Below are 21,103 nucleotides of genomic sequence, written 5' to 3'. Positions count from 1 at the left end.
CCCCGCCGGACCCAGCACGGGCACTGTCACGGCCGTCTCAGGTCTTGGGGCCCTTCAGTCGCGACCGGCCAGCAGCCAGAGCAGGGCCAGCAGCGGCAGCCAGAGCAGCCAGGCCCCCTGGAGCACGCCGGTACCCACCTCGATGAAAGGGGTGGCCAGCCAGGCATAGGTAGCCATCGTGATTAGCAGCACGAACACCAGCGCCGCCATCAGCTCTCGAGTTGCAGGTCTGCCGGTAGGAAAGCACCGGCGCGCAACAGGCTCCAGCGGCCACTGCCACCGCGCTCACAGTCCCGCCAGGCCAGCACGGTGCTGGCCTGGCCAGCGGCCGCCGGCCAGGACAGCGGCGCCAGCACCGGCAGGTCAGGAAACAGCTGCCGGGCCTGCCCCGCGGTGGTGGCGGCAGGCTGACCCGAGGGATTGGCACTGGTGGTGGCCAGCGGCCCGCTCAGGCGCAGCAGTTGCCTGGCCTGGTGACAGGCGGGGATGCGCAGTCCCAGATCCTGGCCTCCGGGATGGAGCCAGTGCACCCAGGCCCCCTGGGCTGGCAACACCAGCGTGAGGGCTCCCGGCCAGCCGCGGTCCGCCAGCTCCAGCCACTGCCGCCGCCAGGGGGAACCGAGCACGGTCTGAAACTGCTCCAGATCGGCGGCCATCAGAATCAAGGGCTTGTGGGCGGGGCGGTCCTTGAGGGCCCAGATCTGCGCGGCATGCTCCGGGCGGGCCGCCAGGGCCGGCAGGGTGTCGGTGGGCATGAGGGCCACGGCCCCGCCCTGGAGCCGCAGGGCCAGCTCCGGAGCCGCCAGCACCGGGCCCATGGGGCCGGCCCCAGTGGGGCCGCAACCCCATGGACTGGATTGATCAGGCGGAATCATGGCGGCTGGGCGGAATGCGGGCGGAGGCGAAGCGCTGCACACCCTGCAGATCCGGATGGCTCTGCACCTCCTCCAGGCCGGCGGCAGCAAGCAGGGCAGCCACGGCTTCGCCCTGATCGTGATGGTGCTCCAGCACCAGCCAACCACCGGGGGCCAGTGCCGCGCCAGCGCCGGTAACGATGGCCCTGAGCTCCCGCAGGCCGTCAGGCCCGCCGTCGAGGGCGAGGGCGGGTTCGTGATCCCGCACCACAGGATCCAGATCGGTCCACACCGCCGTGGGGATGTAGGGGGGATTGGCCACCACCAACTCCAGCCGGCCCCACAGGGGCTGAAGCGGCTGCCACCAGCTGCCCGCCTCAAGCGCCACCCGCTGCGCCAGGCCGGCGGACTCCACGTTGGCGCCGGCCTGGCGCAGCGCCACGGGGCTCAGATCCACCGCGACGCCGCGGCTCTGCGGCCAGAGGCGGGCCAGGGCGATGGCCAGGCAACCGGAACCGGTGCCCAGATCCGCCCAGACAGCTGGCGGCCGCTCAATCAGCCGCGCGGCCAGCTCTACCAGCAGTTCGGTGTCCTGACGCGGGATCAGCACCCCCGGTGCCACCGCCAGCATGAGATCCCGCCAGGGGCAGCGGCCCGCCAGGTACTGCAGGGGCTCCTGGAAGTCAAGGTGCCGCCGCCACAGCGCTTCCAGGCTGGCCAGGGGGCTCTGCAGCTGAATGTTGCGCTCCGGCGCCAGCCGCAGTCGCTGGAGGTCGGCCCAGCGCAGCCCGCCCATCAGATCCAGGAGCCAGTCGAGGTCCTCGGTGCGCCCGCCCAGGGCCAGCTGCCGGCGCCGCCAGACCAGGAGGGTCGCGCCCGACAGCACCTCCTGAAATCGAGAACCGGCCCGCCCGCGCGGCTCAGGGCCCGGGCGGCCAGCGGCCGGCGGGGGCCATTGAGAGGTCATGGCGGCGGCTGGCATGGCTGCGTGGGCAGGGAAGCAGGCTAGATCCGCCTCCAGTGCAGACCCGGCTCAGCCCGAACCAGCCCCGCCAGCTCCAGGGCCAGCAGCCGGGGAGCCAGGTTGCCGGCGGATTGCTGCAGCTCCCCGCAGAGCTCCTCCAGGGAGGCCCGCTCACCGAGAGCCCGCAGCAGATCGCCATCCGCGGCCGCCGGCATTGGGGCTGGGCTGGCGGGCCGCCGCGGGCGGGCCGCCGTGCGGGCGAGCGGCCCTGGGCCGAGCTGGGTTACCAGATCGGCAGGCTCGAGCAACACCGAGGCACTCTCGCCCAGCAGCCGGTTGCTGCCCCGGCCGGAGACGCGGGCGGCATCGGCAGGCACCACCCAGAGCGGCAGCTGCTGCCGCCAGGCGAGGCGAGCGGAGTGCAGGGCACCGCTGCGCTCAGGACACTCCACCACCACCACGGCCCGCGCCAGGGCCACCTGAAGCCGATTGCGGGAGGCGAAGTGGCCGGCCCGCACGGAGGCACCCCGAGGGTGCTCACTGATCAGCAGGCCCTGCTCGGCCACCTGGCGCTGCAGGGCGGCGTGATGACGGGGATAGACCCGCTCCAGGGGAGTGCCCAGCACCGCCACGGGCCGACCTCCCGCAGCCAGACAGCCCTGGTGAGAGGCGGCGTCGATGCCCTCCGCCAAACCGCTCACCACCGGCCAGCCGGCTGCCGCCAGGGCTCGGCCCAGAGCCTCAGCCATGGCCAGGCCATGGCGCGATGGGCGGCGCGTGCCCACCACCGCCACGGCCTGGCGATAGGCCAGGCAGGGCCAGAGGCTGCCTCGGCCCTGCCAGTGCAGGGCCAGCGGCGGCCGCTCCAGCTGGCCCAGCTGCTGCGGGGAGGCGCCGTCGCCAGGCAGCAGCACCTGGCGGCCACCCTGCACCTGCTGCGCCCAGCGCTCCAGGGGCGCCTCGCCCCAGCGGCGGCGAAAGCGATCGAGCTGCTCCAGCCCCTGCTGGCCGCGGCCGGGCAGGGGCGGCAACTCCGCCAATGGGGCATGCCAGGCAGCCTCCAGGGAACCGGCATGGGCCTCGAGGGTGCGCAGGCTGACCCAGCCCAGCCCGGGGCAGGCCGACCACAACAACCACCACAGCCGCTGATCGCGTGACCAACTGCGCGGCACACGCTCAGAACAGGAAGGCCGGGAGGGCATCGGAATCAACTCCCCCATCACACCAGTACATCTGTACTGATCCTATCCCGGTCCGCGCTGCAGGCTCTCCACGGCCCGGGCCAGATCCTGCGGCCATCGGCGCAGCACACGCCCTGAGCCCGGGCCACCAGCGCCGGCCTGCTGGCCCCGCCGGTCCACCAGCACCAACTCCACGCGAGCGCTGGCGGCCAGCTGCCCTGATGGGCCATAAAACCGGCTCAGCCAGGGAAGCTTCACCCCCTGGCGGGGCAGCACGGCGCTGCGCAGCTCCACGGCATCGCCATGCACCAGGGCTTGGCGGTACTGGATGGTCAGGCTCACCACCGGCAGTTCCAGACCCTGAGCCGACAGCTCGCTGTAGGCCAGCCCAGCCGCTGCCAGAGCTTCCACACGCGCTTCCTCCAGCCAGGCGAGATAGGACCCGTGCCACATCACTCCGGCGTGATCGGTGTGCTGGGGCAACACCCGCCGTTGCAGCAGCCATTCGCCACACTCCGTCACGGTCTGCATGGTGGCGCCGAGCACATTCACTCAAGCGCCATAGGCTGCCGCAGAGCCCGGTCTTATCCCTGTGTTCCGCAACGTTCTGATCGCCGATTCCGGCAAAGGCCATGTGGAGGAGATGGTGCGCATGCTGCGCGACATCCCCGTGGTGCGGCAGGCCCGCCTCAACCTCCTGCATGTGGTGCCTGAGCAGGCAGGCGAGGATTTCCAGCAGCACTGGCAGCAGGCGGCAGGACTGGTGGCCGAGGCCGTGAGCCGCCTGCAGCTCAACCCCAGCGAGGTGAACACGATCATTCGCCAGGGCGATACCAAGCAGACGGTGCTGCAGGTGGCCGAGGAGCTCAACGCCGATCTGATCGTGATGGGCTCCCGGGGCCTCAACCGGCTGCAGTCCATCCTCGGCAACAGCGCCAGCCAGTACGTCTTCCAGCTCTCCACCCGCCCGATGCTGCTGGTGCGTGACGACCTCTACGTGCGCCACATCAACCGGGTGATGGTGACGGTGGATGGCACAGGGGTGGGTGATGACGCCCTGCGGCTGGCGACCGATCTGGTGCGCGAGATCCCTGGCGGCAGCCTCACCGGCGTGCATGTGACCCGCCAGGACATCACCCCCTCACGCGGTGGACGCTCACCGGCCGACGCGGTGCTGGACAAGGCGGTGCAGCAGGCCCGCGGCTACGGGGTCACGCTCAAGCCGTTGCACCGCACCGGGGCCGACATCGGGCGCACGGTGTGTGCGGCTGCAGAGGAGATGAACGCCGACCTGCTGGTGATTGCCTCCCAGGACAGGCGGCCTGTGGTGGCCAGGGCCCTGGTGGATCTCGATCGGCTGCTGGGCAGCTCCGTGAGTGACTACATCCGGGTACATGCACCGGCACCGGTGCTGCTGGTGCGCGAACCGGAGGGGCGCCGCTGAGGCCCGGGCCGGGTTCAGCCTCCCTGGCGGCTGCTGGTCTGGATGTAGAGCACCAGCAGGAACACCGTGGGAACCAGGACAAACATCAGGCTGGCAACGAAGCCGAGATCGTTGGTTTCCATGGGGGCGTGGGGTGAACTGGAGGGGCTGATCAATGGAGGGTATCACCGGCAAACCGGCAGCCCTCAAGGGGCTTCATCCCCCGTAGCGCCACCCTCTTCGCCCAACGGCTCAAACTCCTGGGCATCGCCTGGAGAGGCCACCGGCTCGGGCCAGCTGGTGGGCCCCGCCGGCAGGGGGGAGGCCATGGCTGCGGTCAACTGGGTGTCCTTGTTGGCCAGGCCCAGCTGGGGTCGGGTGATCACCACCAGCGACTCCTCCACCAGGGCCTGACAGGCCAGTCGCCAGTTGTCAGGACGCCGCCGCAACTTCTGGTCCTCCACGCCGGTGCGTGGACTGAGAGCCTGCGCTGTGCCGACGTCGGGAATCTCCACAAAGCAGGTGATGCACTGGCCGCAACCCCCGCAGTTCCCGAGGATTCCCTTCACGCCATAGAGGCCGATCCCCTCGCGCAGAGCCACCTCCCGGAGGTTCTCCCCCGGATAGCACTCCACATCGCGGCTCTCCCGCAGGAAGCGGATCACGGGCATGGTTCGAATGCGGCTGAATCCCATTGTGAAGGGGGCCGTTGCGCTCCGTAACCTGAGCCGCCGCGCGGGCCGGCCCGACCTTACGATCGCCCCACCCCTCCAGAATTCAGCTCCCCATGGGATTGCCCTGGTATCGGGTGCACACCGTGGTCATCAATGACCCGGGCCGCCTTCTGGCCGTGCACCTCATGCACACCGCCTTGGTTGCCGGCTGGGCCGGCTCCATGGCTCTCTACGAGCTCGCGATCTTTGATCCATCCGACCCGGTGCTCAATCCGATGTGGCGCCAGGGGATGTTCGTGATGCCCTTCATGGCCCGCCTCGGCGTCACCGGCAGTTGGGGGGGCTGGAGCATCACGGGTGAAACAGGCGTGGACCCTGGTTTCTGGAGCTTCGAAGGCGTAGCTGCTGCCCACATCGTTTTCAGCGGTCTGCTGTTCCTGGCGGCCATCTGGCACTGGACCTTCTGGGATCTGGAGATCTGGCAGGACCCCCGCACCGGCGAACCGGCGCTCGATCTGCCCAAGATCTTCGGCATTCACCTGCTGCTGGCCGGCCTGGCCTGCTTCGGTTTCGGCGCCTTCCACCTCACCGGGGTGTTCGGCCCTGGCATGTGGGTTTCAGACGCCTACGGCCTCAACGGGCACATCGAACCCGTTCAGCCCTCCTGGGGTCCTGAGGGATTCAACCCGTTCAACCCCGGCGGAATCGTTGCCCACCACATCGCCGCGGGCATCGTGGGCATCATCGCCGGCATCTTCCACATCACCACCCGCCCACCTGAGCGCCTCTACAAGGCGCTGCGCATGGGCAACATCGAAACGGTGCTGGCCTCCGCCATCGCCGCCGTGTTCTTCGCCGCCTTCGTGGTGGCAGGCACCATGTGGTACGGCGCTGCGGCTACGCCGGTGGAACTCTTCGGACCCACCCGCTACCAGTGGGACCAGAGTTATTTCAAGACTGAAATCAACCGACGGGTGCAGACAGCCCTCGACAACGGCGCCAGCAAGGCCGAGGCCTACGGCTCCATTCCCGAGAAACTGGCGTTCTTCGACTACGTGGGCAACAGCCCCGCCAAGGGGGGTCTGTTCCGCGTCGGCCCGATGGTGAACGGTGATGGTCTTCCCACCGGCTGGCTTGGCCACATCTCCTTCACCGACAAGGATGGCCGGGATCTGGAAGTGCGCCGCCTCCCCAACTTCTTCGAGAACTTCCCTGTGGTGCTCGAAGACCAGGACGGAATCGTGCGCGCCGACATCCCCTTCCGCCGCGCAGAAGCCAGGTATTCCTTCGAGCAGACCGGTGTGACCGCCACCGTCTACGGCGGTGCCCTCAACGGGCAGACCTTCAGCGACCCTGCGGACGTGAAGCGGCTGGCACGCAAGGCCCAGCTGGGTGAACCCTTCGATTTCGATCGCGACACCTACAACTCTGACGGCACGTTCCGCAGCTCGCCTCGAGGCTGGTTCACCTTTGGTCACGCCACCTTTGCCCTGCTGTTCTTCTTCGGCCACATCTGGCACGGTGCCCGCACCCTCTACCGTGATGTGTTCGCGGGTATCGACCCGGATCTCGGCGAACAGGTGGAATTCGGCCTGTTCCAGAAGCTGGGCGACCAAACCACCCGCCGCCTGCCGGAGGACTTCGTCCCCCCCGCTGGCACCCCCCTCAGCTGACCAGGAGGTCACCCCATGGAGAGCTTCGCTTACATCCTCATCCTCGCCCTGGCCATCGCCACCCTGTTCTTCGCCATCGCCTTCCGCGATCCCCCGAAGATCGGCAAATGAGTTGCAAAGGGCCCCACGCCCTCTAGGCCCCCGGTTTTCCGGGGGCTTTTTCATGACTGAACCCATGCGATGTGCAGCCTCAGCCCTTTTCAGGAGTACAACAGCTGCTTAAACTCCGCGCAGGCCGCCCGGATGTACGGGGATGCAATGCCCCTCCTGCCAGCACACCGACAGCCGGGTTCTGGAATCACGATCAGCTGACAGCGGCCGCAGCGTGCGGCGGCGGCGTGAGTGTCTGGACTGCACGTTTCGCTTCACCACCTACGAGCGGGTGGAAACGGTGCCCGTCACCGTGCTGAAGCGCAACGGCACCAGGGAAACCTTCAACCGGGCCAAGCTCCTGCACGGACTGCTGCGGGCCTGCGAGAAAACAGGCCTGGAGCCTGCTCGCCTGGAATCGGTGGTCGATGAACTGGAGCTGCAGCTGCAGCAACGGCCCGGCCGTGAGGTGAGCAGTGCCGAGATCGGAGAGCTGGTGCTCGAGCAGCTCCGAGCCATGAGCGAGGTGGCCTATGTGCGCTTTGCTTCGGTGTATCGGCAGTTCCAGGGCGTGAGCGACTTTGTCGCCACCCTCGACGGCCTCAACCGACGCAGCGGCCGCAGTCACGGCAAAGCCTCTTTGGCGGCCCTGGGCTGAGGCTCCCACGGCGCCATTCAGGCCGTTCCACCCGGGCGGGTTGGTAGATTCGGTGGTTCGGACGCCTCTGCAGGCGGGCAGAACGTCCGACCCCATCGTCCTGCCTCAGGCAGTCCGCCCAGCGCCATGACCGTGACCCCTTCCGACATCAGCACCACCGAGGCCGATCTCGAACTTGCCGCTGACGCGGCAACCGACCTCGACAACGCCATTGCGGAAGAGGTTCCCGCCGCAGACGACTCTGACAGTCGCCCCACCAACCGCGATCTCGACGGGGTGGGCTTCTCGCTCGATGAGTTCGCCGCTCTGCTGAGCAAATACGACTACAACTTCAAGCCCGGTGACGTGGTCAACGGCACCGTGTTCGCCCTTGAATCGAAGGGCGCCATGATCGACATCGGCGCCAAGACGGCTGCCTTCATGCCCATGCAGGAGGTGTCGATCAACCGGGTGGAGGGGCTCGCCGACGTGATGCAGCCCGGCGAAATCCGGGAGTTCTTCATCATGAGCGAGGAGAACGAGGACGGTCAGCTCTCGCTCTCCATCCGCCGCATTGAATACCAGCGGGCCTGGGAACGGGTGCGCCAGCTCCAGAAGGAGGACGCCACGATTTACAGCGAGGTGTTCGCCACCAACCGCGGGGGCGCCCTGGTGCGGGTGGAAGGACTGCGGGGCTTCATCCCCGGCAGCCACATCAGCACCCGCAAGCCCAAGGAAGAACTGGTGGCCGACTTCCTGCCGCTGAAGTTCCTGGAGGTGGACGAGGAGCGCAACCGCCTGGTGCTCAGCCATCGCCGCGCCCTGGTGGAGCGCAAGATGAATCGCCTGGAGGTGGGCGAAGTGGTGCTGGGCACGGTGCGCGGCATCAAGCCCTACGGCGCCTTCATCGACATCGGTGGCGTGAGCGGCCTCCTGCACATCTCTGAGATCAGCCACGAGCACATCGAAACCCCACACACTGTGCTCAATGTGAACGACCAGATGAAGGTGATGATCATCGACCTCGACGCTGAACGGGGCCGGATCTCGCTCTCCACCAAGGCTCTCGAGCCCGAGCCCGGCGACATGCTCACCGATCCCCAGAAGGTGTTCGATCGGGCGGAGGAAATGGCAGCCCGCTACAAGCAGATGCTGATGGAGCAGGCGGAAGACCACGAACCCATGGGCGTGACCCTGGACTGAGCCAGTCCTCTTGGCCCAGCTGCTGCTGCGCGGCGCACCGCTCATCGCCGGCGAGATCGAGGCCGTGCTGTTCGACAAGGACGGCACCCTCTGCCACAGCGAGCCCCGGCTTCTCGCCCTGGCCCGGGCCAGGGTTGAGCAGTGCCAACGGTTGCTGCTGGAGCGCCATCCACAGGAGGCGGCAACCATGGTTGCCGAACTCGCTCCACTGCTGGAGGCCACCTACGGGTTGCAGGGCAACACCATCCACCCCGCCGGCACCACGGCGGTGGCGAGCCGCGACCACAACCTGATCTCCACCGCCACGGCCCTGGCCCAGCTGGGGCTGGGCTGGCCTGAAGCCCTCGAGCTCGCCGACGCTGTGTTCCAGCAGTGCGATCTCCCCAGTGGTGATGGTGGCGACCCCTGCCCCAGAGCCACCGACGGCCTGCACCAGCTCCTCCAGCAGCTCAATGGCGCGGGTGTGGCCTGTGCCGTGATCAGCAACGACGATCAGCGGGGCATCGCTGCGTTTCTGGCCAGCCACAACCTCGGCCACTGCTTTGCGGCCCTGCGCAGCGCCGACCACCACCCCCGCAAGCCCGATCCCGCCGCTGTTGCCGCCCTCTGCAGCGACCTGGGCACAAAACCCGGCCAGTGCGCCCTGATCGGCGATGCCAACAGTGATCTGCTGATGGCCGAGAGGGCCGGCGTGGCGGTGGTGCTGGGCTACAGCGCCGGATGGCAACAGCGCCCTCCCCTCGCCTCCCGCTTCCCGCAGCTGGCGCACTGGCGTGAGCTGGAGGTGCGCAGCGCATAGGCTGAGTCGCTGTTCTGCCGGGGCCGATGAGCCGCTACGTTTTCACCTCCGAGTCGGTGACCGAGGGGCATCCGGACAAGATCTGCGATCAGGTGAGTGACGCGGTGCTGGATGCCCTGCTGAGCCAGGATCCCGCCAGCCGCGTGGCCTGTGAAACGGTGGTGAACACCGGGCTCTGCCTGCTCACCGGCGAGGTCACCACCACCGCCCGCATCGACTTCAACACCCTGGTGCGTGGCGTGATCGAGGAGATCGGCTACAGCAGCGCCCGCGCCGGTGGCTTCGATGCCCACAGCTGCGCGGTGCTGGTGGCCCTCGACCAGCAATCCCCCGACATCGCCCAGGGGGTGGACGAGGCCGATGACCACGACGGCGACCCGCTGGATCGGGTGGGAGCCGGTGATCAGGGCATCATGTTCGGCTACGCCTGCGATGAAACACCGGAGCTGATGCCGCTGCCGATCAGCCTGGCCCATCGCCTGGCACGTCAGCTCTCCCAGGTGCGCCACGACGGCACCCTGAGCTACCTGCTGCCCGATGGCAAGACCCAGGTGAGTGTGGTCTACGAGGACGACCGTCCGGTGGCGATCGACACGATCCTGATCTCCACCCAGCACACCTCCAGCATCGATGGGGTGAGCGATGCAACCCTGCTGCGGGAGCGAATCGCCGGCGACCTCTGGAGCCATGTGGTGGAACCCGTGAGCGCCGACCTCAACCTTCGCCCCAGCCGTGAGGGCACCCGCTTTCTGGTGAATCCCACCGGCAAGTTCGTGGTGGGAGGGCCCCAGGGGGATGCCGGCCTCACCGGGCGGAAGATCATCGTGGACACCTACGGGGGCTATGCCCGCCATGGCGGCGGGGCCTTCTCCGGAAAGGATCCCACCAAGGTGGACCGCTCGGCGGCCTACGCGGCTCGCCACGTGGCGAAGGCGCTGGTGGCCTCCGGCCTGGTCCGGCGCGCCGAAGTGCAGCTCAGCTATGCCATCGGTGTGGCCAGGCCGGTGAGCATCCTGGTGCAGAGCTTCGGCAGCGGCTCGATCAGCGATTCCGACCTCACCGCCCTGGTGCAGGAACACTTCGATCTGCGGCCAGGGGCGATCATCGAGCGCTTCGGGCTGTGTGACCTGCCTCGCCAACGCGGCGGGCGCTTCTACCAGGACGTGGCGGCCTACGGCCACTTCGGGCGCAGCGATCTCAACCTCCCCTGGGAGGATGTGGAGTCCATCGCCGCCACCCTGCAGCAGGCCACCGCCAGCCGAGTCGCTGCCTGATCCTCCGGTGGCCCAGGGCACCCTGGCGCTGGGCGTCGATCTGGGCAGCAGCGGCCTGCGCCTGGCCCTCGTCAACCGCGAGGGCAGCGTGGTGGCGGAAGTTGGCAGTGACTACCCCGCACCCCTTGTCCAGCCTCAGGGCTGGCGCAACGGGCTGGCGACCCTTTGCCACGAACTGCCGGCCGATCTGCGCGGCCGGGTGGGGGCTCTCGCCCTGGCGGGCACATCGGGCACCCTGCTGCTCTGCCGCGGCGACGGCAGCCTGCCTGCAGGGATCCAGAGGGGGGTCAACCTCGCCGAGGCCCTGCCGTATCACCTGGCCTGCCCCGAGCAGGCCAGGGCGGCGGCGGCGATCGCGGCGGGCGGCGCGGCCAGCAGCGCCAGCGGCAGCCTGGCCCGGGCGCTGCGACTGCTGGAGGCCGCGCAGGAGCTCGCCCCCGCAGAGCCCTGGCTGCTGCGCCACCAGGCCGACTGGCTGATGGGCTGGCTGCTGGGCGACTGGCGCTGGGGCGAGGAGGGCAACAACCTGCGGCTGGGCTGGGATCTGCAGGGGCGCAGCTGGGCCGGAGAGATCGCGGCGCAGCCCTGGAGTTCGGCCCTGCCGGCGATCCGCGCCAGCGGCGAGGTGCTCGGCCAGCTCACGGCCACAGCCGCCGCCGCCCTGGATCTCCCCCCCGGCTGCCGGGTGGTGGCGGGCAGCACCGATGCCAACGCGGCAGTGCTGGCGGCCGAACCGGGCGACCACGACGGCGTGACCGTGCTGGGCACCACCCTGGTGCTGAAGCAGTGGTGTGCCGAGCCGATCGGGGGTCCTGGGGTGAGCTGTCACCGCGTTGCCGGGCGTTGGCTGGTGGGCGGGGCCTCCAATGCCGGCGGGGGCGTGCTGCGCCGCTTCTTCAGCGACCGGCAACTGGCGGAGCTCAGCAGCCAGATCGATCCTGCCGCCGACAGCGGTCTGCTGCTGAGGCCTCTCAACGGCCGTGGCGAGCGCTTTCCGGTGGACGATCCAGATCTGGAGCCGGTGCTGGAGCCCCGACCCGTGAGCGATGGGCTATTTCTGCAGGGCTTGCTGGAGGGCCTGGCGGAGATCGAACGGGCCGGCTGGGCACGACTGCGGCAACTCGGGGCCCCGGCGGTGCAGCGGGTGATCAGCCTGGGCGGCGGGGCCCGCAATCCCCAGTGGCGGGCCATCCGCCAACGACGTCTGGGCTGTGCGGTGCTGAACCGGCCCCGGCTGAGCGCGGCCCTGGGCATGGCCAGACTGGCCGCAACCTCCCTACCCAAGCGATGAAGAACCAGCTGAGCACGTGGATCTCGATGGCGCTGTTCGTGGTGCTGGCTGGCTACGTGAGCTTCAGTGCCATCCGCCTGGCGGTGCTGCTCTGGCAGCGCTACGCCGGCGTCTGAGGGCCAACCCCAGAATGGGTCCATCCCTGCGTTCCCAGGCCATGGCCGCCGACCCCCTCACCCCCGCCGTGAGCGATCGAATCTGTAAGCACATGAACGACGACCACGGCGAGGCGGTGCTGGCCTACGCGCGCCACTACGGCGGCGTTACCACCGCCAGCTCGGCCCGGATGCTGGCCATTGAGGCAGAGGCGATGCGGCTGGATGTGGATGGCCAGCTGCTGCAGGTGCCCTTCGACCACAGCCTCAGCGACAGCGAGGACGCCCACCGCACCCTGGTGGCGATGCTGCGGGCCCTGCCGCAACCCTGAGCCACATTGCGACACAGAGGCGGAGGGCTGCGACGCCGCGGTGGCAATGCTGAGCGCAGCCAGCTCCCCACCCTCGGTGCAACGCCCGCTCTGCCCGCCTACCGCCTCCAGTCAGCCCTGCCGGCCCTGGCATGGGCTGCTGCAGTGGCTGCCCCTGGAGTGGCTGCTGCAGCCTCCTCTGCACGAACAGCTGGGGCTGCCCCCAGATGGCCTGGCCGGCCTGGAGCCGCTGCCCTGGTGGGCGGCGGGTGCCTATGAGGGGGATCTGCGCCGGCAGCTTCTGGCCCTGCGCCGGGATCCCTGCAGCCAGCGGCTGGCGCCGCTGCTGCCCGGGCTGATGGCCCGCCTGAGGCAGCTCCGGGATGGGAGCAAACCGGGACCACCCCCTCCCCCTCCGCTGCTGGTGGCGGTACCCAGTTGGAAGCAACGGAGCAATCCGTTGCCGCCGTTGCTGGCGGAGATCCTGAGCCGGCAGCTGGGCTGGCCGCAGGGGCAGCCGCTGGTGCGCAGCCGACCGGTGTTGGGGCAGCATCGGCTTGGACGAGAGCTGCGCTGGCAGAACCAGGAGGGAGCCTTCCGCTGCGAGCAGGGGGCCGCTGGCCGGCGCCGAGCGGTGCTGTTGCTCGACGACATCCTCACCACTGGAGCCACCGCCTGCGCCGCCGCCGCGGCGCTGCAGGACGGCGGCTGGCGCGTGCTGGGAATGGCCTGCGTGGCGCGCACACCGGCGGCTGCCCGGAAGCGGAGGAGCCGTGATCTAAGATCGAATGGTCAATCAGGTTGGCGCCTCGGCGGGCCTCGATCGACGGGCCGGGATAGCTCAGTTGGTAGAGCAGGCGACTGAAAATCGCCGTGTCCCCAGTTCAAATCTGGGTCCTGGCATTCCGCGTTGTTCCGCTACGTCGTTCAGCCACGATTCAGGGCTGAACCTCCATGAGTAGCCGCCCGTGCCCCATTCGGTGGCAGGATTTGTTCCGCGCAGCCGGTTACCCTCAACCGCCCGGCTCCCCACTGCCAGCATGAACGAACTGCCCAGCAAGCACGATCAGCAGTTCGACAACGCCGACAGCTTCGCCCAGGCGTTCGATGCAGCCTGGCAGCTGCACGAGCAGAACGACCCCGACCACGGCCTGGAGCGCGAACACAAACGGGCACTGGTGCTCCAGGCCCTGGCCGAGCATCCCTTCCAGCGCAGCCAGCCCGAACTCGCCGCCCAGGTGGCGTCCTTCCGCCTGCGGCTGCTGGGGCTGTAGTGCCAGGCTCACCACTGCGCCCCTCCTCGCCCCCCCCTGGCCCGATGGACAGCTCCCTGAGCCGGCTGGTCCAGCTGCTGAGCGGCGGATTCAGCAACCAGCAGCAGGCCTTCGAGAACCCCCCGCTCTACGCCCACATCCTGGTGAAGATGAGGCCCCTGCCCCAGCTGGCGCCGGGCTCGCTACTGCTGGAGCAGAGTTACGCCATCAACCCGGCTGCGCCCTACCGGATCCGGGTGTTGCGTCCGGCACGCCAGGGCGACGGCCTGGTGATCCACAACCAGGCGGTGATCGATGAGCAGCGCTTCTGGGGTGCGGTGGATGATGCCGAACGCCGCAGCCGGATCCAGGCCCAGGATCTGCGCCCCCTGGACGGTTGCACCTACCGGGTGCGGGAAGAGCGTGAGGGGTTCATCGGTGAAGTGGAGCCCGGCTGCCGCTGCCTGGTGGAGCGCAAGGGTGCCACCACCTACCTGGTGAGCCGGCTGGAGCTGGATGCCCATGGCATGCGCACCATCGACACGGGCCATGACCCCACCACCCACGAACAGGTGTGGGGATCGCTGGCCGGGCCCTTCGAATTCAGCCGCACCGACGATTACAGCGGGGAGATTCCCGCCGCCTGGCAGGCCGCCTTCAGGCCGTGAGGAACCCGCGGTAGTCGTGTGCAGGGCCTGTTGGGGGCTCGGGGCCGGCCTCCAGTTCATCGAGGAAGGGCTGTTCAGGTTCCTCCGGAAACGGTCCATCGATGTCGTGAACACCGGCGGCACGGGCAGCTGGCCCGGCAGGGCTGTCAGTGGCTGGCTCGATCCCGGTGAGCAAGGCTTCGACCCGCTTGAGGCGCTCCTCGGTCTCCTCCAGACGCCCCTGGGCGGCGGCGCCCATGCCCAGGTCCGGCTGTGGGGTCTCGGCCAAGTCCTGAAGGCGTCGATCCTGAACCGAGAGCCGTTCCTCCAGCTCCAGCAGGCGGTAGGTGAGCGTCTCCACCACCTGGGAGAGGGTGTGCAACTGCTGGGCCAGCCGCTGGCTGGCTTCAGGAGTGGGAGGCGTGGGCAGCCGGAGGGGCGAAGGGCTGGGCGACTGGAGGGGCATCGCTGGTCACAACCGGCGGTGGATCAAAGCTAAAGCTGAAGCCCCAGGGTTCCGGAGCAGGGTTTCCAGAGCAGGGGTGTCCAGAGCAGGGTTTCCAGAGCAGCGAAGCTGGTGGTGGCGCTGGATGCACAGGAACGGAATGTGCGCCGATGGTATCGATGTTTGCCCGCGACGCCAGGGCGAGGCCCATGGCCGGGTTTGTAACGATTCGGGAAAGCCTGTGAAGAGGCTCAGGCACACCCATAGGATCGGTCAGCAATTCCTGTCACGCGCTGCCTGTCACGCTGAGAGCTGCCTAGCGATGGGTACACGAAGGCCGCGAACGAACTCCATACGTCGCACTCCATACGCCCGTCCCCGCAAGTTCATGACCCTCGCCAACGCGTCCTACCTGGGCATTGAGCGTTTTTCCAACGACCGCACCAAGGAAAACTGGACCAACGCCTCTGAAAATGACAAGGAGGGGCTGATGCGTGCTGTCTACCGCCAGGTGCTCGGCAACCAGTATGGGATGAAGAGTGAGCGGCTCGAAGGGCCCGAATCACTGTTCAGGCGCGGCTACCTGAGTGTGCGTGAGTTTGTTCGCCAGGTGGCCAAGAGTGGGCTCTACAAGCAGAAGTTCTTCGAGAACTGCAACCCCTACAGGATCATCGAGCTCAACTTCAAGCATCTGCTGGGCCGTGCCCCCCAGAACAAGGCCGAGATGCTCGAGCATTTCACCATCCTGCAGGAGCAGGGCTACGACGCTGAAATCGACTCCTACATCGATAGCGCCGAATACCAGGGCCGCTTCGGTGAAGAGGTGGTGCCCTTCCTGCATCGTTTTAACGACAACGCCGGCCAGCAGGGGCTGCAGTTCTCCTACATGCTGCAGCTCACCCGCGGGGTGGGCGCTTCGGTTCGGGGCGATCTGCTCAAGACCCAGTCAGGCCTGAACCCGGCGGTTCACGCTGAGCAGCCGATGGCCGTGGTCAGCCCCAACGCCAAGGGCGCCGTGTTCCGCAAGGTCACCAGCGATGGCGTGACCCGTCAGGGCGTGGGCTCAGGAGAGGAAGGTCGCACCTTCCGGGTGGAGATCACCGGTTACAACAACTACAGGCTGCACAAGCGCAGCAACCCCGTCCGCTTCATCCCCTTCAACAAACTGCTGCAGACCCAGCAGCAGATTCTGCGTGAAGGTGGCCGCATCGCCAGCATCACCCCGGTGAACTGACCACCAGCGGCCAGTTCTCCCTCCCTTTCTTGCCATCCACTTTGCTTCGTCAGCCATGAAGGTTTCTGCAGGTAGCCGCGGCACCAGCTTCAGCAGCGGTCGCCAGGTCACGTTCACGGTGACCGGCCTGGCCAACAACGACTATTCGCGCACAGCGGACATGGTGATGAATGTGCCCTACACCCGCATGAACGAAACCATGCGCATGGTGCAGCGCATGGGCGGCAGAATCACCGGGGTGGCTGTAAACGGCGGCGATCTGGCTGCCACCAAGGTGGCCCCGGCCCGGAAGAAAACCCGCTCGAAGGCCGAGAACAACTGAGGCGCGCTGAGCGGCGCGGGCATCCCCAGCCATCCATTGGGGGCCCGATGGGGCTCCTTTGTCTGAGGCGCACCGGAATGCACAGGCCTGGCCAACGAACCCGTGCCACCCCGACCCATGCAAGCCAAGGGCAATGACCGTTTGTGAACCAGATCCCAGTCATCAGCCCCTTGGCGTCAGCATGATCAGGTCAAGTTGACGAGTACCTGGCGCAGCGGGTTTGCCCGCCGGCTGTGACTGGTTCAAGTCAACCTGCCCCCGTATCCACCCTCCCCGACAGCCCGTCGAGAAAAGGAGCTCCTCAATGTTCGACGCCTTCACCAAGGTCGTTGCCCAGGCTGATGCCCGCGGCGAATTCATCAACGCTGGTCAGATCGACGCCCTCGCGGCGATGGCCGCCGACAGCAACAAGCGGATGGATGCCGTCAACCGCATCACCTCCAACGCTTCCGCCATCATCACCAACGCGGCCCGCGACCTCTTCGAGGCCCAGCCCTCTCTGATCGCCCCCGGTGGCAACGCGTACACCCAGCGCCGCATGGCTGCCTGCCTGCGCGACATGGAGATCATCCTCCGCTACGTTACTTACGCCGTGTTTTCCGGCGACGCTTCCGTGCTGGAAGACCGCTGCCTCAACGGCCTGCGTGAGACCTACCTCGCCCTCGGCGTCCCCGGCGCTTCCGTGGCTGAAGGCGTGCGCAAGATGAAGGATGCCGCCATCTCCATCGCCAACAATCGCAGTGGTATCACCGCTGGTGACTGCTCCGCTCTGATGAGCGAGATCGGCACCTACTTCGATCGCGCTGCCGCCGCTGTCGGCTGAATCCCTCAGGACTTCACCTCCTGATCATCGGATCCAACTCCTTCTCTCAACCCAATGAAGACCCCCCTCACCGAAGCCGTCGCCTCTGCCGATTCCCAGGGCCGCTTCCTCTCCAACACCGAGCTCAATGCTGCCTTCGGTCGTTTCGAGCGCGCCAAGAACGCCCTCGAGGCCGCCAAGGGACTCACTGCCAAGTCTGATCAGCTTGTGAACGGCGCAGCACAGGCCGTCTACAGCAAATTCCCCTACACCACCCAGATGCAGGGGCCCAACTATGCCTCCGACGCCCGCGGCAAGGCCAAGTGCGCCCGGGACATCGGCTACTACCTGCGCATGGTCACCTACTGCCTCGTGGCTGGTGGTACAGGCCCTATGGATGAGTACCTGATCGCCGGTCTCGACGAGATCAACCGCGCCTTCGAACTCTCCCCCTCTTGGTACGTCGAAGCCCTCAACTACATCAAGGCCAACCATGGTCTTGCCGGTGAAGCTGCCACCGAAGCCAACAACTACCTGGATTACGCCATCAACGCGCTCGTCTGATCCAACCCTTGGTTCAGATCTCTCGCCAGGCCTCCCCACCGGGAGGCCTTTTCTATGGTTTTCCAAAGCGATCAAAACTGTAGCTTGCCCAGCCTGTCCCACAACAATGGGGGGAGTTAAGGGCAATCATAAGCAAGGGGAGGAGATGCCTGCCCGAAGTACAACGATGTCACGGCTGTGAATATGACAGAAAGTCCTGACTGTCGTGACACTCCACAGATTGATCGTCCATTGACAAGAGCACAGTCTCAGTTCCTGATCAGACCGAAAACACTCCCATCTGCTCAATCCCACACCATGCCCAGGCGCGAAGTGAGCTTCTGACCCCCTTGAGAGCTTGATCCAGAACCCTTTGCAAACCACCGCCGTCGGCGAATCCTCGATTCAGACGGCCACGAGGTCGGTTACGATGAACACAAGTGGGCCGCTGAGGCCGCCAGAGTCCTCTCCAGCTCCACATCCGCAATGTCACCTGAAGGAATCCCAGGCATCGAACGCTTGATCGAAGAAGCCGGGAAAGGGCAGGAACTTCAGTATGGAACCAACCAAGATCGTCTACGCATCGACCTCAGAGTTGATGACATCGAACTCTGGCAGGCCCATCGTGCATCCCATCCTGACAACGCCAATCTTCTACTGGCCTGCGAAAGCGGCAGCGGAGAACTTCTCGATACCCGTCTGACATGGGTCGTAGGGGCGGCCATCCGGCCAGCCTGGGTTGGAGGGTCAGCCCAGGCCATGGATCTGCTCAGGACGCTCGGGGTATCGGCGCAACTCGTGGAATTGGCATCTCTACACTGTCCTGGGCTGGGTGAATCGATCATCTGGGCATTCCATCTCGAACGGCATGGCTGGCTCACCGCTACCCCTGTGCAATCGTGGACCTGACTGCAGACCCACAGCGAGAGTTCCAGATCGGCCAACTCGCCCAGGCGGCTCAGGTGTGCGGTCTGAGCCAACGAACCACTGTTCCCTCAGAAGCGAGAATACTTGTCGCCAGAGCCGATGCGGCCAAACGCCCCCTGAGCCCAGACGAGCTGAAGATAGTATGCAAATATTGCGGAACCTCTGAGCATGCCGTTCGGGAGCTGATGGCGCAGTCAATCCAGCTGGTCGATGAGGCAAGGCGGCGCTTGCTGAACCAACATCCCCATCTTGTTCTTCCTGGGGGACAGCTTTACCCAGAGCAGCGAGCCGAGGCTTGCTGGCGGGATTGCCAGCAGTTTCTGCGGGTGATCACCTACGGAGTGGCGTGTGATTGTGCAGAGATCACTGACAAGGACGGGATGAACCCCTTGCTAGCGCTGTACAAACTTGTTGATGTCCCAGTGCCGGCTCTGCTATACGCCCTGACCCAGATGCGAGCCCTGACGACACACCTGCTAGAAGGAACAGGGCATGCCCGTGAGATCCGCTGCCTGAACATGGCAATTGATGATCTGATGAAGGCTCTGCTCCCTGCACAGATCTGGTGACGCAAGGGTGATGGCGCCCCAGCCATCCACTGCAATGCATCGGAACTGACCCGAGAGTGGGGCACAATCGCAAATGGCTCACACACTGTCCAAGCGCATGGAACAAACCAAAGGCAATACAGGTCTGCTGCCGAAAGACCCCGGGCAGTGGCTGGCTCCGGAGAAGCGCGAACCTGATGGTTCGCAGCCGCCGCCGGTTGACGCACGAGGGGCCCGCTGGGATCACCGTGTTCTGCCACCACTGGATTTGAGAGGGGCGAACCTGTGCCGTACAGACCTGAGGGGCACAGACCTTTCGGCCTGCCTGCTGGAAGGCTGCAGACTCACACTGGCCCGCTATGACAGCAAGACCCAGGTACCGGAAGGATTCAATCTGGGCAAGTCAGGAGCCGTGGGCCCCGGGGCAATTCTCAACGGCGCCTTTCTCAATGGCGCCGATCTCAGGGGGATGGACCTGCGTGCCGCGAATTTTATGGGCGCCTACCTGAGCGGCTGCGACCTGAGTGGCGCCGTGCTGAACGGTGCGCGTTTTGTAGGTGCCGACCTGAGATTTGCAAAACTACAAGGCTGCCACTGCGTGGGGGCACGCTTTGGCGGCAGCCAGCTCAATCAAGCCGACCTCCGGGCGGCCGAGTTCACGGACGCAGCCCTGGACAGGGCGGAGAGCATTCAGGGTGCTGATTTCAGCCTGACTACGGGTATCGCCATGGAGCAGCTGGAGAACCTCCTATCTCGTGCGCACACCGAACTGGATTGCTGGAACCCGCTCACCCGCGAGACCACCCGCAGCTCACTGGAATCGCTGTTGCAGTCAGCAAAGCAGCCCTGAAACCGGCCCAAAAAGTGACGGTTGACGGGGCCCTGCCAGGAGCCGCGGGCAGCGAGGACAGGAGTCAGGCAACACAATGATGTAAAAGATTGAGGTTTATAAAGTTCGACCGTGGAGGCACTGGATGAAAGCGATGATGACCATGTTTCGCCAGCAATGACATGCCCTTTGGCCCCGCCTCCATACTGGGTGTTGAACGGTTCTCACAGGAGTGTGAGGCGCCACTAGAACTCATCCCCGGAGACGATAACGAGAAGAAGGAAGCTATTGTCCGGGCAGTTTATAAACAGGTCCTTGGCAATGCTTACGTCATGGAGAGTGAGCGTCAGGTCGTCGCCGAATCGCAATTCAAACTTGGCGAGGTGAGCGTACGGGAGTTTGTACGTAGCATCGCAAAGAGCGACCTCTACCGCACACGGTTTTTCGACAGCTGCACGCGCTATCGGTATATCGAGCTTGCTTTTCGGCATCTCCTTGGTCGCGCACCAGTCGACTTCGAAGACATGCGCACCCATGCTGAACGGCTAGACGCCAGCGGCTACGAGGCAGATATCGACAGCTTCCTGGACTGCGACGAGTACCAGAACAGCTTTGGTGAGTGGACGGTTCCATTTCAGCGGGGCTGGAAGACTGAATCCTGCACAACACTACAGGAATTCACCTGGTCATTCCAGTTGCTGCGGGGTAACAGCAGCAGCAGCCTGAAGGGCAATCTCGCAGGAAACAAGAGCCGCTTGGGTGGCGCTGCTTACCAAAACCGGGCGCTTCCGGTGGTGCCTCCATCGTCACAAGATTCCCAAGGCTGGAGCTTCCGTCCAGCAGCCAACCTCACGGATCCAGTCACGCGCATTGGCGTGATTGCTGGGGAAGAAGGCAAGATTTATCGCGTTGAATGCACGGCCTATCGCGCTAATGATATACGGCGTGTCTCTCGTTACAGAAAAGCTAACCGGGTATACTTCATACCCTTCAACAAGCTTTCAGAGCAGTATCAGCGCATTCACCGTGAAGGTGGCAAGATTGCCAGTATCACGCCAGTAAGCTGATTAGCCAGGCTGGCTTG

General features: G+C 66.2%; 28 protein-coding genes and 1 tRNA gene. 21 read left to right on the top strand and 8 right to left on the bottom strand.

All coding sequences use genetic code 11. The annotated features are described in order from the left end of the window. Positions 1 to 54 precede the first annotated feature (54 nt). The 5 genes from KBY96_RS08715 to KBY96_RS08695 are packed head-to-tail and all read right to left on the bottom strand — an operon-like array spanning position 55 to position 3,530. The gene (locus KBY96_RS08715) at positions 55 to 210 is read right to left on the bottom strand and encodes a hypothetical protein (protein ID WP_254978970.1); all 156 of its coding nucleotides are present in this window, start codon (positions 208 to 210) and stop codon (positions 55 to 57) included. Then, positions 210 to 818, bottom strand: a complete 609-nt coding sequence (locus KBY96_RS08710; protein WP_254978969.1) for an L-threonylcarbamoyladenylate synthase — start codon at positions 816 to 818, stop codon at positions 210 to 212. Before KBY96_RS08710 ends, KBY96_RS08715 begins: the two co-directional genes overlap by 1 nt. 43 nt (positions 819 to 861) lie before the next feature. After that, complete coding sequence (prmC, locus tag KBY96_RS08705; protein ID WP_254978968.1) at positions 862 to 1,821, bottom strand: peptide chain release factor N(5)-glutamine methyltransferase; 960 nt, start codon at positions 1,819 to 1,821, stop codon at positions 862 to 864. A 38-nt stretch (positions 1,822 to 1,859) separates the two neighbouring features. Next, positions 1,860 to 3,020, bottom strand: coding sequence for a DNA-processing protein DprA (locus tag KBY96_RS08700; RefSeq protein WP_254978967.1), 1,161 nt, complete (start codon positions 3,018 to 3,020; stop codon positions 1,860 to 1,862). Between the two features lie 42 nt (positions 3,021 to 3,062). After that, positions 3,063 to 3,530, bottom strand: a complete 468-nt coding sequence (locus KBY96_RS08695) for an acyl-CoA thioesterase (RefSeq protein WP_254978987.1) — start codon at positions 3,528 to 3,530, stop codon at positions 3,063 to 3,065. Between the two features lie 61 nt (positions 3,531 to 3,591). On the opposite strand from KBY96_RS08695, the gene KBY96_RS08690 reads away from it, so the two are divergent. After that, complete coding sequence (locus KBY96_RS08690) at positions 3,592 to 4,443, top strand: universal stress protein (RefSeq protein ID WP_254978966.1); 852 nt, start codon at positions 3,592 to 3,594, stop codon at positions 4,441 to 4,443. 14 nt (positions 4,444 to 4,457) lie between these two features. On the opposite strand, the gene psbM is transcribed toward KBY96_RS08690, so the two are convergent. Together psbM and KBY96_RS08680 are read right to left on the bottom strand one after the other, a co-directional pair. Further along, positions 4,458 to 4,565, bottom strand: a complete 108-nt coding sequence (gene psbM, locus KBY96_RS08685; protein WP_087068001.1) for a photosystem II reaction center protein PsbM — start codon at positions 4,563 to 4,565, stop codon at positions 4,458 to 4,460. Positions 4,566 to 4,628: 63 nt separating this feature from the next. Next, positions 4,629 to 5,093, bottom strand: coding sequence for a 2Fe-2S iron-sulfur cluster-binding protein (locus KBY96_RS08680; RefSeq protein WP_254978965.1), 465 nt, complete (start codon positions 5,091 to 5,093; stop codon positions 4,629 to 4,631). A gap of 116 nt (positions 5,094 to 5,209) precedes the next feature. On the opposite strand from KBY96_RS08680, the gene psbB reads away from it, so the two are divergent. From psbB to KBY96_RS08620, 12 genes are all read left to right on the top strand, one after another. Beyond that, entirely contained in the window at positions 5,210 to 6,769 is a 1,560-nt protein-coding gene (gene psbB, locus KBY96_RS08675; RefSeq protein ID WP_254978964.1) for a photosystem II chlorophyll-binding protein CP47, read from the top strand. A 15-nt stretch (positions 6,770 to 6,784) separates the two neighbouring features. Further along, positions 6,785 to 6,880: a photosystem II reaction center protein T gene (locus tag KBY96_RS08670; RefSeq protein WP_254978963.1), complete on the top strand. Its 96-nt coding sequence runs from the start codon at positions 6,785 to 6,787 to the stop codon at positions 6,878 to 6,880. 142 nt (positions 6,881 to 7,022) lie between these two features. Next, entirely contained in the window at positions 7,023 to 7,517 is a 495-nt protein-coding gene (gene nrdR, locus KBY96_RS08665; RefSeq protein ID WP_254978962.1) for a transcriptional regulator NrdR, read from the top strand. 126 nt (positions 7,518 to 7,643) lie between these two features. Further along, positions 7,644 to 8,699: a 30S ribosomal protein S1 gene (locus KBY96_RS08660; protein ID WP_254978961.1), complete on the top strand. Its 1,056-nt coding sequence runs from the start codon at positions 7,644 to 7,646 to the stop codon at positions 8,697 to 8,699. Between the two features lie 10 nt (positions 8,700 to 8,709). Next, positions 8,710 to 9,498, top strand: a complete 789-nt coding sequence (locus KBY96_RS08655) for an HAD family hydrolase (protein WP_254978960.1) — start codon at positions 8,710 to 8,712, stop codon at positions 9,496 to 9,498. 26 nt (positions 9,499 to 9,524) lie between these two features. Next, entirely contained in the window at positions 9,525 to 10,772 is a 1,248-nt protein-coding gene (gene metK, locus KBY96_RS08650; protein ID WP_254978959.1) for a methionine adenosyltransferase, read from the top strand. A gap of 7 nt (positions 10,773 to 10,779) precedes the next feature. Continuing rightward, positions 10,780 to 12,063 carry an FGGY-family carbohydrate kinase gene (locus KBY96_RS08645; protein ID WP_254978958.1) on the top strand — a complete coding sequence of 428 codons (1,284 nt, stop codon included), beginning with the start codon at positions 10,780 to 10,782 and terminating at the stop codon, positions 12,061 to 12,063. Between the two features lie 157 nt (positions 12,064 to 12,220). Next, the gene (locus tag KBY96_RS08640) at positions 12,221 to 12,490 is read left to right on the top strand and encodes a DUF2470 domain-containing protein (RefSeq protein WP_254978957.1); all 270 of its coding nucleotides are present in this window, start codon (positions 12,221 to 12,223) and stop codon (positions 12,488 to 12,490) included. Between the two features lie 76 nt (positions 12,491 to 12,566). Further along, the gene (locus KBY96_RS08635; protein ID WP_254978956.1) at positions 12,567 to 13,334 is read left to right on the top strand and encodes a ComF family protein; all 768 of its coding nucleotides are present in this window, start codon (positions 12,567 to 12,569) and stop codon (positions 13,332 to 13,334) included. Continuing rightward, positions 13,300 to 13,372, top strand: a tRNA-Phe gene (locus KBY96_RS08630). The genes KBY96_RS08635 and KBY96_RS08630 overlap by 35 nt, the downstream gene beginning before the upstream one ends. Before the next feature lie 137 nt (positions 13,373 to 13,509). Next, complete coding sequence (locus KBY96_RS08625; protein ID WP_254978955.1) at positions 13,510 to 13,743, top strand: hypothetical protein; 234 nt, start codon at positions 13,510 to 13,512, stop codon at positions 13,741 to 13,743. Between the two features lie 44 nt (positions 13,744 to 13,787). Beyond that, a complete protein-coding gene (locus KBY96_RS08620) occupies positions 13,788 to 14,390 on the top strand; it encodes a chromophore lyase CpcT/CpeT (RefSeq protein WP_254978954.1) in 603 nt (200 codons plus the stop codon). Here the strand turns inward: KBY96_RS08620 and KBY96_RS08615 are convergent. Beyond that, complete coding sequence (locus tag KBY96_RS08615) at positions 14,380 to 14,835, bottom strand: hypothetical protein (protein ID WP_254978953.1); 456 nt, start codon at positions 14,833 to 14,835, stop codon at positions 14,380 to 14,382. The genes KBY96_RS08620 and KBY96_RS08615 overlap by 11 nt on opposite strands. A gap of 367 nt (positions 14,836 to 15,202) precedes the next feature. On the opposite strand from KBY96_RS08615, the gene KBY96_RS08610 reads away from it, so the two are divergent. The 8 genes from KBY96_RS08610 to KBY96_RS08575 all read left to right on the top strand — a co-directional run bounded on the left by KBY96_RS08610 (position 15,203) and on the right by KBY96_RS08575 (position 21,086). After that, positions 15,203 to 16,048 carry a phycobilisome rod-core linker polypeptide gene (locus KBY96_RS08610; RefSeq protein WP_254978952.1) on the top strand — a complete coding sequence of 282 codons (846 nt, stop codon included), beginning with the start codon at positions 15,203 to 15,205 and terminating at the stop codon, positions 16,046 to 16,048. A 55-nt stretch (positions 16,049 to 16,103) separates the two neighbouring features. Then, on the top strand, positions 16,104 to 16,370 hold the full coding sequence (locus KBY96_RS08605) for a phycobilisome linker polypeptide (RefSeq protein WP_254978951.1): 267 nt from the start codon (positions 16,104 to 16,106) through the stop codon (positions 16,368 to 16,370). Positions 16,371 to 16,674: 304 nt separating this feature from the next. Further along, complete coding sequence (locus KBY96_RS08600; protein ID WP_254978950.1) at positions 16,675 to 17,193, top strand: phycocyanin subunit beta; 519 nt, start codon at positions 16,675 to 16,677, stop codon at positions 17,191 to 17,193. Positions 17,194 to 17,247: 54 nt separating this feature from the next. Further along, entirely contained in the window at positions 17,248 to 17,736 is a 489-nt protein-coding gene (gene cpcA, locus KBY96_RS08595) for a phycocyanin subunit alpha (protein WP_254978949.1), read from the top strand. Positions 17,737 to 18,201: 465 nt separating this feature from the next. After that, on the top strand, positions 18,202 to 18,624 hold the full coding sequence (locus KBY96_RS08590) for a hypothetical protein (RefSeq protein WP_254978948.1): 423 nt from the start codon (positions 18,202 to 18,204) through the stop codon (positions 18,622 to 18,624). Beyond that, positions 18,615 to 19,211, top strand: a complete 597-nt coding sequence (locus KBY96_RS08585; RefSeq protein ID WP_315859483.1) for a phycobilisome polypeptide — start codon at positions 18,615 to 18,617, stop codon at positions 19,209 to 19,211. The genes KBY96_RS08590 and KBY96_RS08585 overlap by 10 nt, the downstream gene beginning before the upstream one ends. 97 nt (positions 19,212 to 19,308) lie before the next feature. Then, positions 19,309 to 20,040, top strand: coding sequence for a pentapeptide repeat-containing protein (locus KBY96_RS08580; RefSeq protein WP_396122302.1), 732 nt, complete (start codon positions 19,309 to 19,311; stop codon positions 20,038 to 20,040). Between the two features lie 161 nt (positions 20,041 to 20,201). Continuing rightward, entirely contained in the window at positions 20,202 to 21,086 is an 885-nt protein-coding gene (locus KBY96_RS08575) for a phycobilisome linker polypeptide (protein WP_254978946.1), read from the top strand. The last annotated feature ends 17 nt before the right edge of the window (positions 21,087 to 21,103 follow it).

It is taken from the genome of Cyanobium sp. ATX 6A2 (assembly GCF_024346355.1).
Classification (GTDB): domain Bacteria; phylum Cyanobacteriota; class Cyanobacteriia; order PCC-6307; family Cyanobiaceae; genus NIES-981.
Note: the sequence above shows the minus strand (reverse complement) of the source record. Positions and strands in the feature narration are given on the sequence as shown.

Excerpts from the sequence above, each read along its gene's own strand:
- nrdR (WP_254978962.1), top strand. The coding sequence starts at position 7,023 with ATGCAATGCCCCTCCTGCCAGCACACCGACAGCCGGGTTCTGGAATCA.
- KBY96_RS08700 (WP_254978967.1), bottom strand. The coding sequence starts at position 3,020 with ATGCCCTCCCGGCCTTCCTGTTCTGAGCGTGTGCCGCGCAGTTGGTCA.
- KBY96_RS08710 (WP_254978969.1), bottom strand. The coding sequence starts at position 818 with ATGGGCCCGGTGCTGGCGGCTCCGGAGCTGGCCCTGCGGCTCCAGGGC.
- KBY96_RS08580 (WP_396122302.1), top strand. The coding sequence starts at position 19,309 with ATGGAACAAACCAAAGGCAATACAGGTCTGCTGCCGAAAGACCCCGGG.
- prmC (WP_254978968.1), bottom strand. The coding sequence starts at position 1,821 with ATGACCTCTCAATGGCCCCCGCCGGCCGCTGGCCGCCCGGGCCCTGAG.
- KBY96_RS08660 (WP_254978961.1), top strand. The coding sequence starts at position 7,644 with ATGACCGTGACCCCTTCCGACATCAGCACCACCGAGGCCGATCTCGAA.
- KBY96_RS08590 (WP_254978948.1), top strand. The coding sequence starts at position 18,202 with ATGTCACCTGAAGGAATCCCAGGCATCGAACGCTTGATCGAAGAAGCC.
- KBY96_RS08615 (WP_254978953.1), bottom strand. The coding sequence starts at position 14,835 with ATGCCCCTCCAGTCGCCCAGCCCTTCGCCCCTCCGGCTGCCCACGCCT.
- KBY96_RS08620 (WP_254978954.1), top strand. The coding sequence starts at position 13,788 with ATGGACAGCTCCCTGAGCCGGCTGGTCCAGCTGCTGAGCGGCGGATTC.
- cpcA (WP_254978949.1), top strand. The coding sequence starts at position 17,248 with ATGAAGACCCCCCTCACCGAAGCCGTCGCCTCTGCCGATTCCCAGGGC.
- KBY96_RS08605 (WP_254978951.1), top strand. The coding sequence starts at position 16,104 with ATGAAGGTTTCTGCAGGTAGCCGCGGCACCAGCTTCAGCAGCGGTCGC.
- KBY96_RS08715 (WP_254978970.1), bottom strand. The coding sequence starts at position 210 with ATGGCGGCGCTGGTGTTCGTGCTGCTAATCACGATGGCTACCTATGCC.
- metK (WP_254978959.1), top strand. The coding sequence starts at position 9,525 with ATGAGCCGCTACGTTTTCACCTCCGAGTCGGTGACCGAGGGGCATCCG.
- KBY96_RS08575 (WP_254978946.1), top strand. The coding sequence starts at position 20,202 with ATGCCCTTTGGCCCCGCCTCCATACTGGGTGTTGAACGGTTCTCACAG.
- psbB (WP_254978964.1), top strand. The coding sequence starts at position 5,210 with ATGGGATTGCCCTGGTATCGGGTGCACACCGTGGTCATCAATGACCCG.
- KBY96_RS08695 (WP_254978987.1), bottom strand. The coding sequence starts at position 3,530 with ATGCAGACCGTGACGGAGTGTGGCGAATGGCTGCTGCAACGGCGGGTG.
- psbM (WP_087068001.1), bottom strand. The coding sequence starts at position 4,565 with ATGGAAACCAACGATCTCGGCTTCGTTGCCAGCCTGATGTTTGTCCTG.
- KBY96_RS08600 (WP_254978950.1), top strand. The coding sequence starts at position 16,675 with ATGTTCGACGCCTTCACCAAGGTCGTTGCCCAGGCTGATGCCCGCGGC.
- KBY96_RS08610 (WP_254978952.1), top strand. The coding sequence starts at position 15,203 with ATGACCCTCGCCAACGCGTCCTACCTGGGCATTGAGCGTTTTTCCAAC.
- KBY96_RS08670 (WP_254978963.1), top strand. The coding sequence starts at position 6,785 with ATGGAGAGCTTCGCTTACATCCTCATCCTCGCCCTGGCCATCGCCACC.
- KBY96_RS08625 (WP_254978955.1), top strand. The coding sequence starts at position 13,510 with ATGAACGAACTGCCCAGCAAGCACGATCAGCAGTTCGACAACGCCGAC.
- KBY96_RS08680 (WP_254978965.1), bottom strand. The coding sequence starts at position 5,093 with ATGCCCGTGATCCGCTTCCTGCGGGAGAGCCGCGATGTGGAGTGCTAT.
- KBY96_RS08640 (WP_254978957.1), top strand. The coding sequence starts at position 12,221 with ATGGCCGCCGACCCCCTCACCCCCGCCGTGAGCGATCGAATCTGTAAG.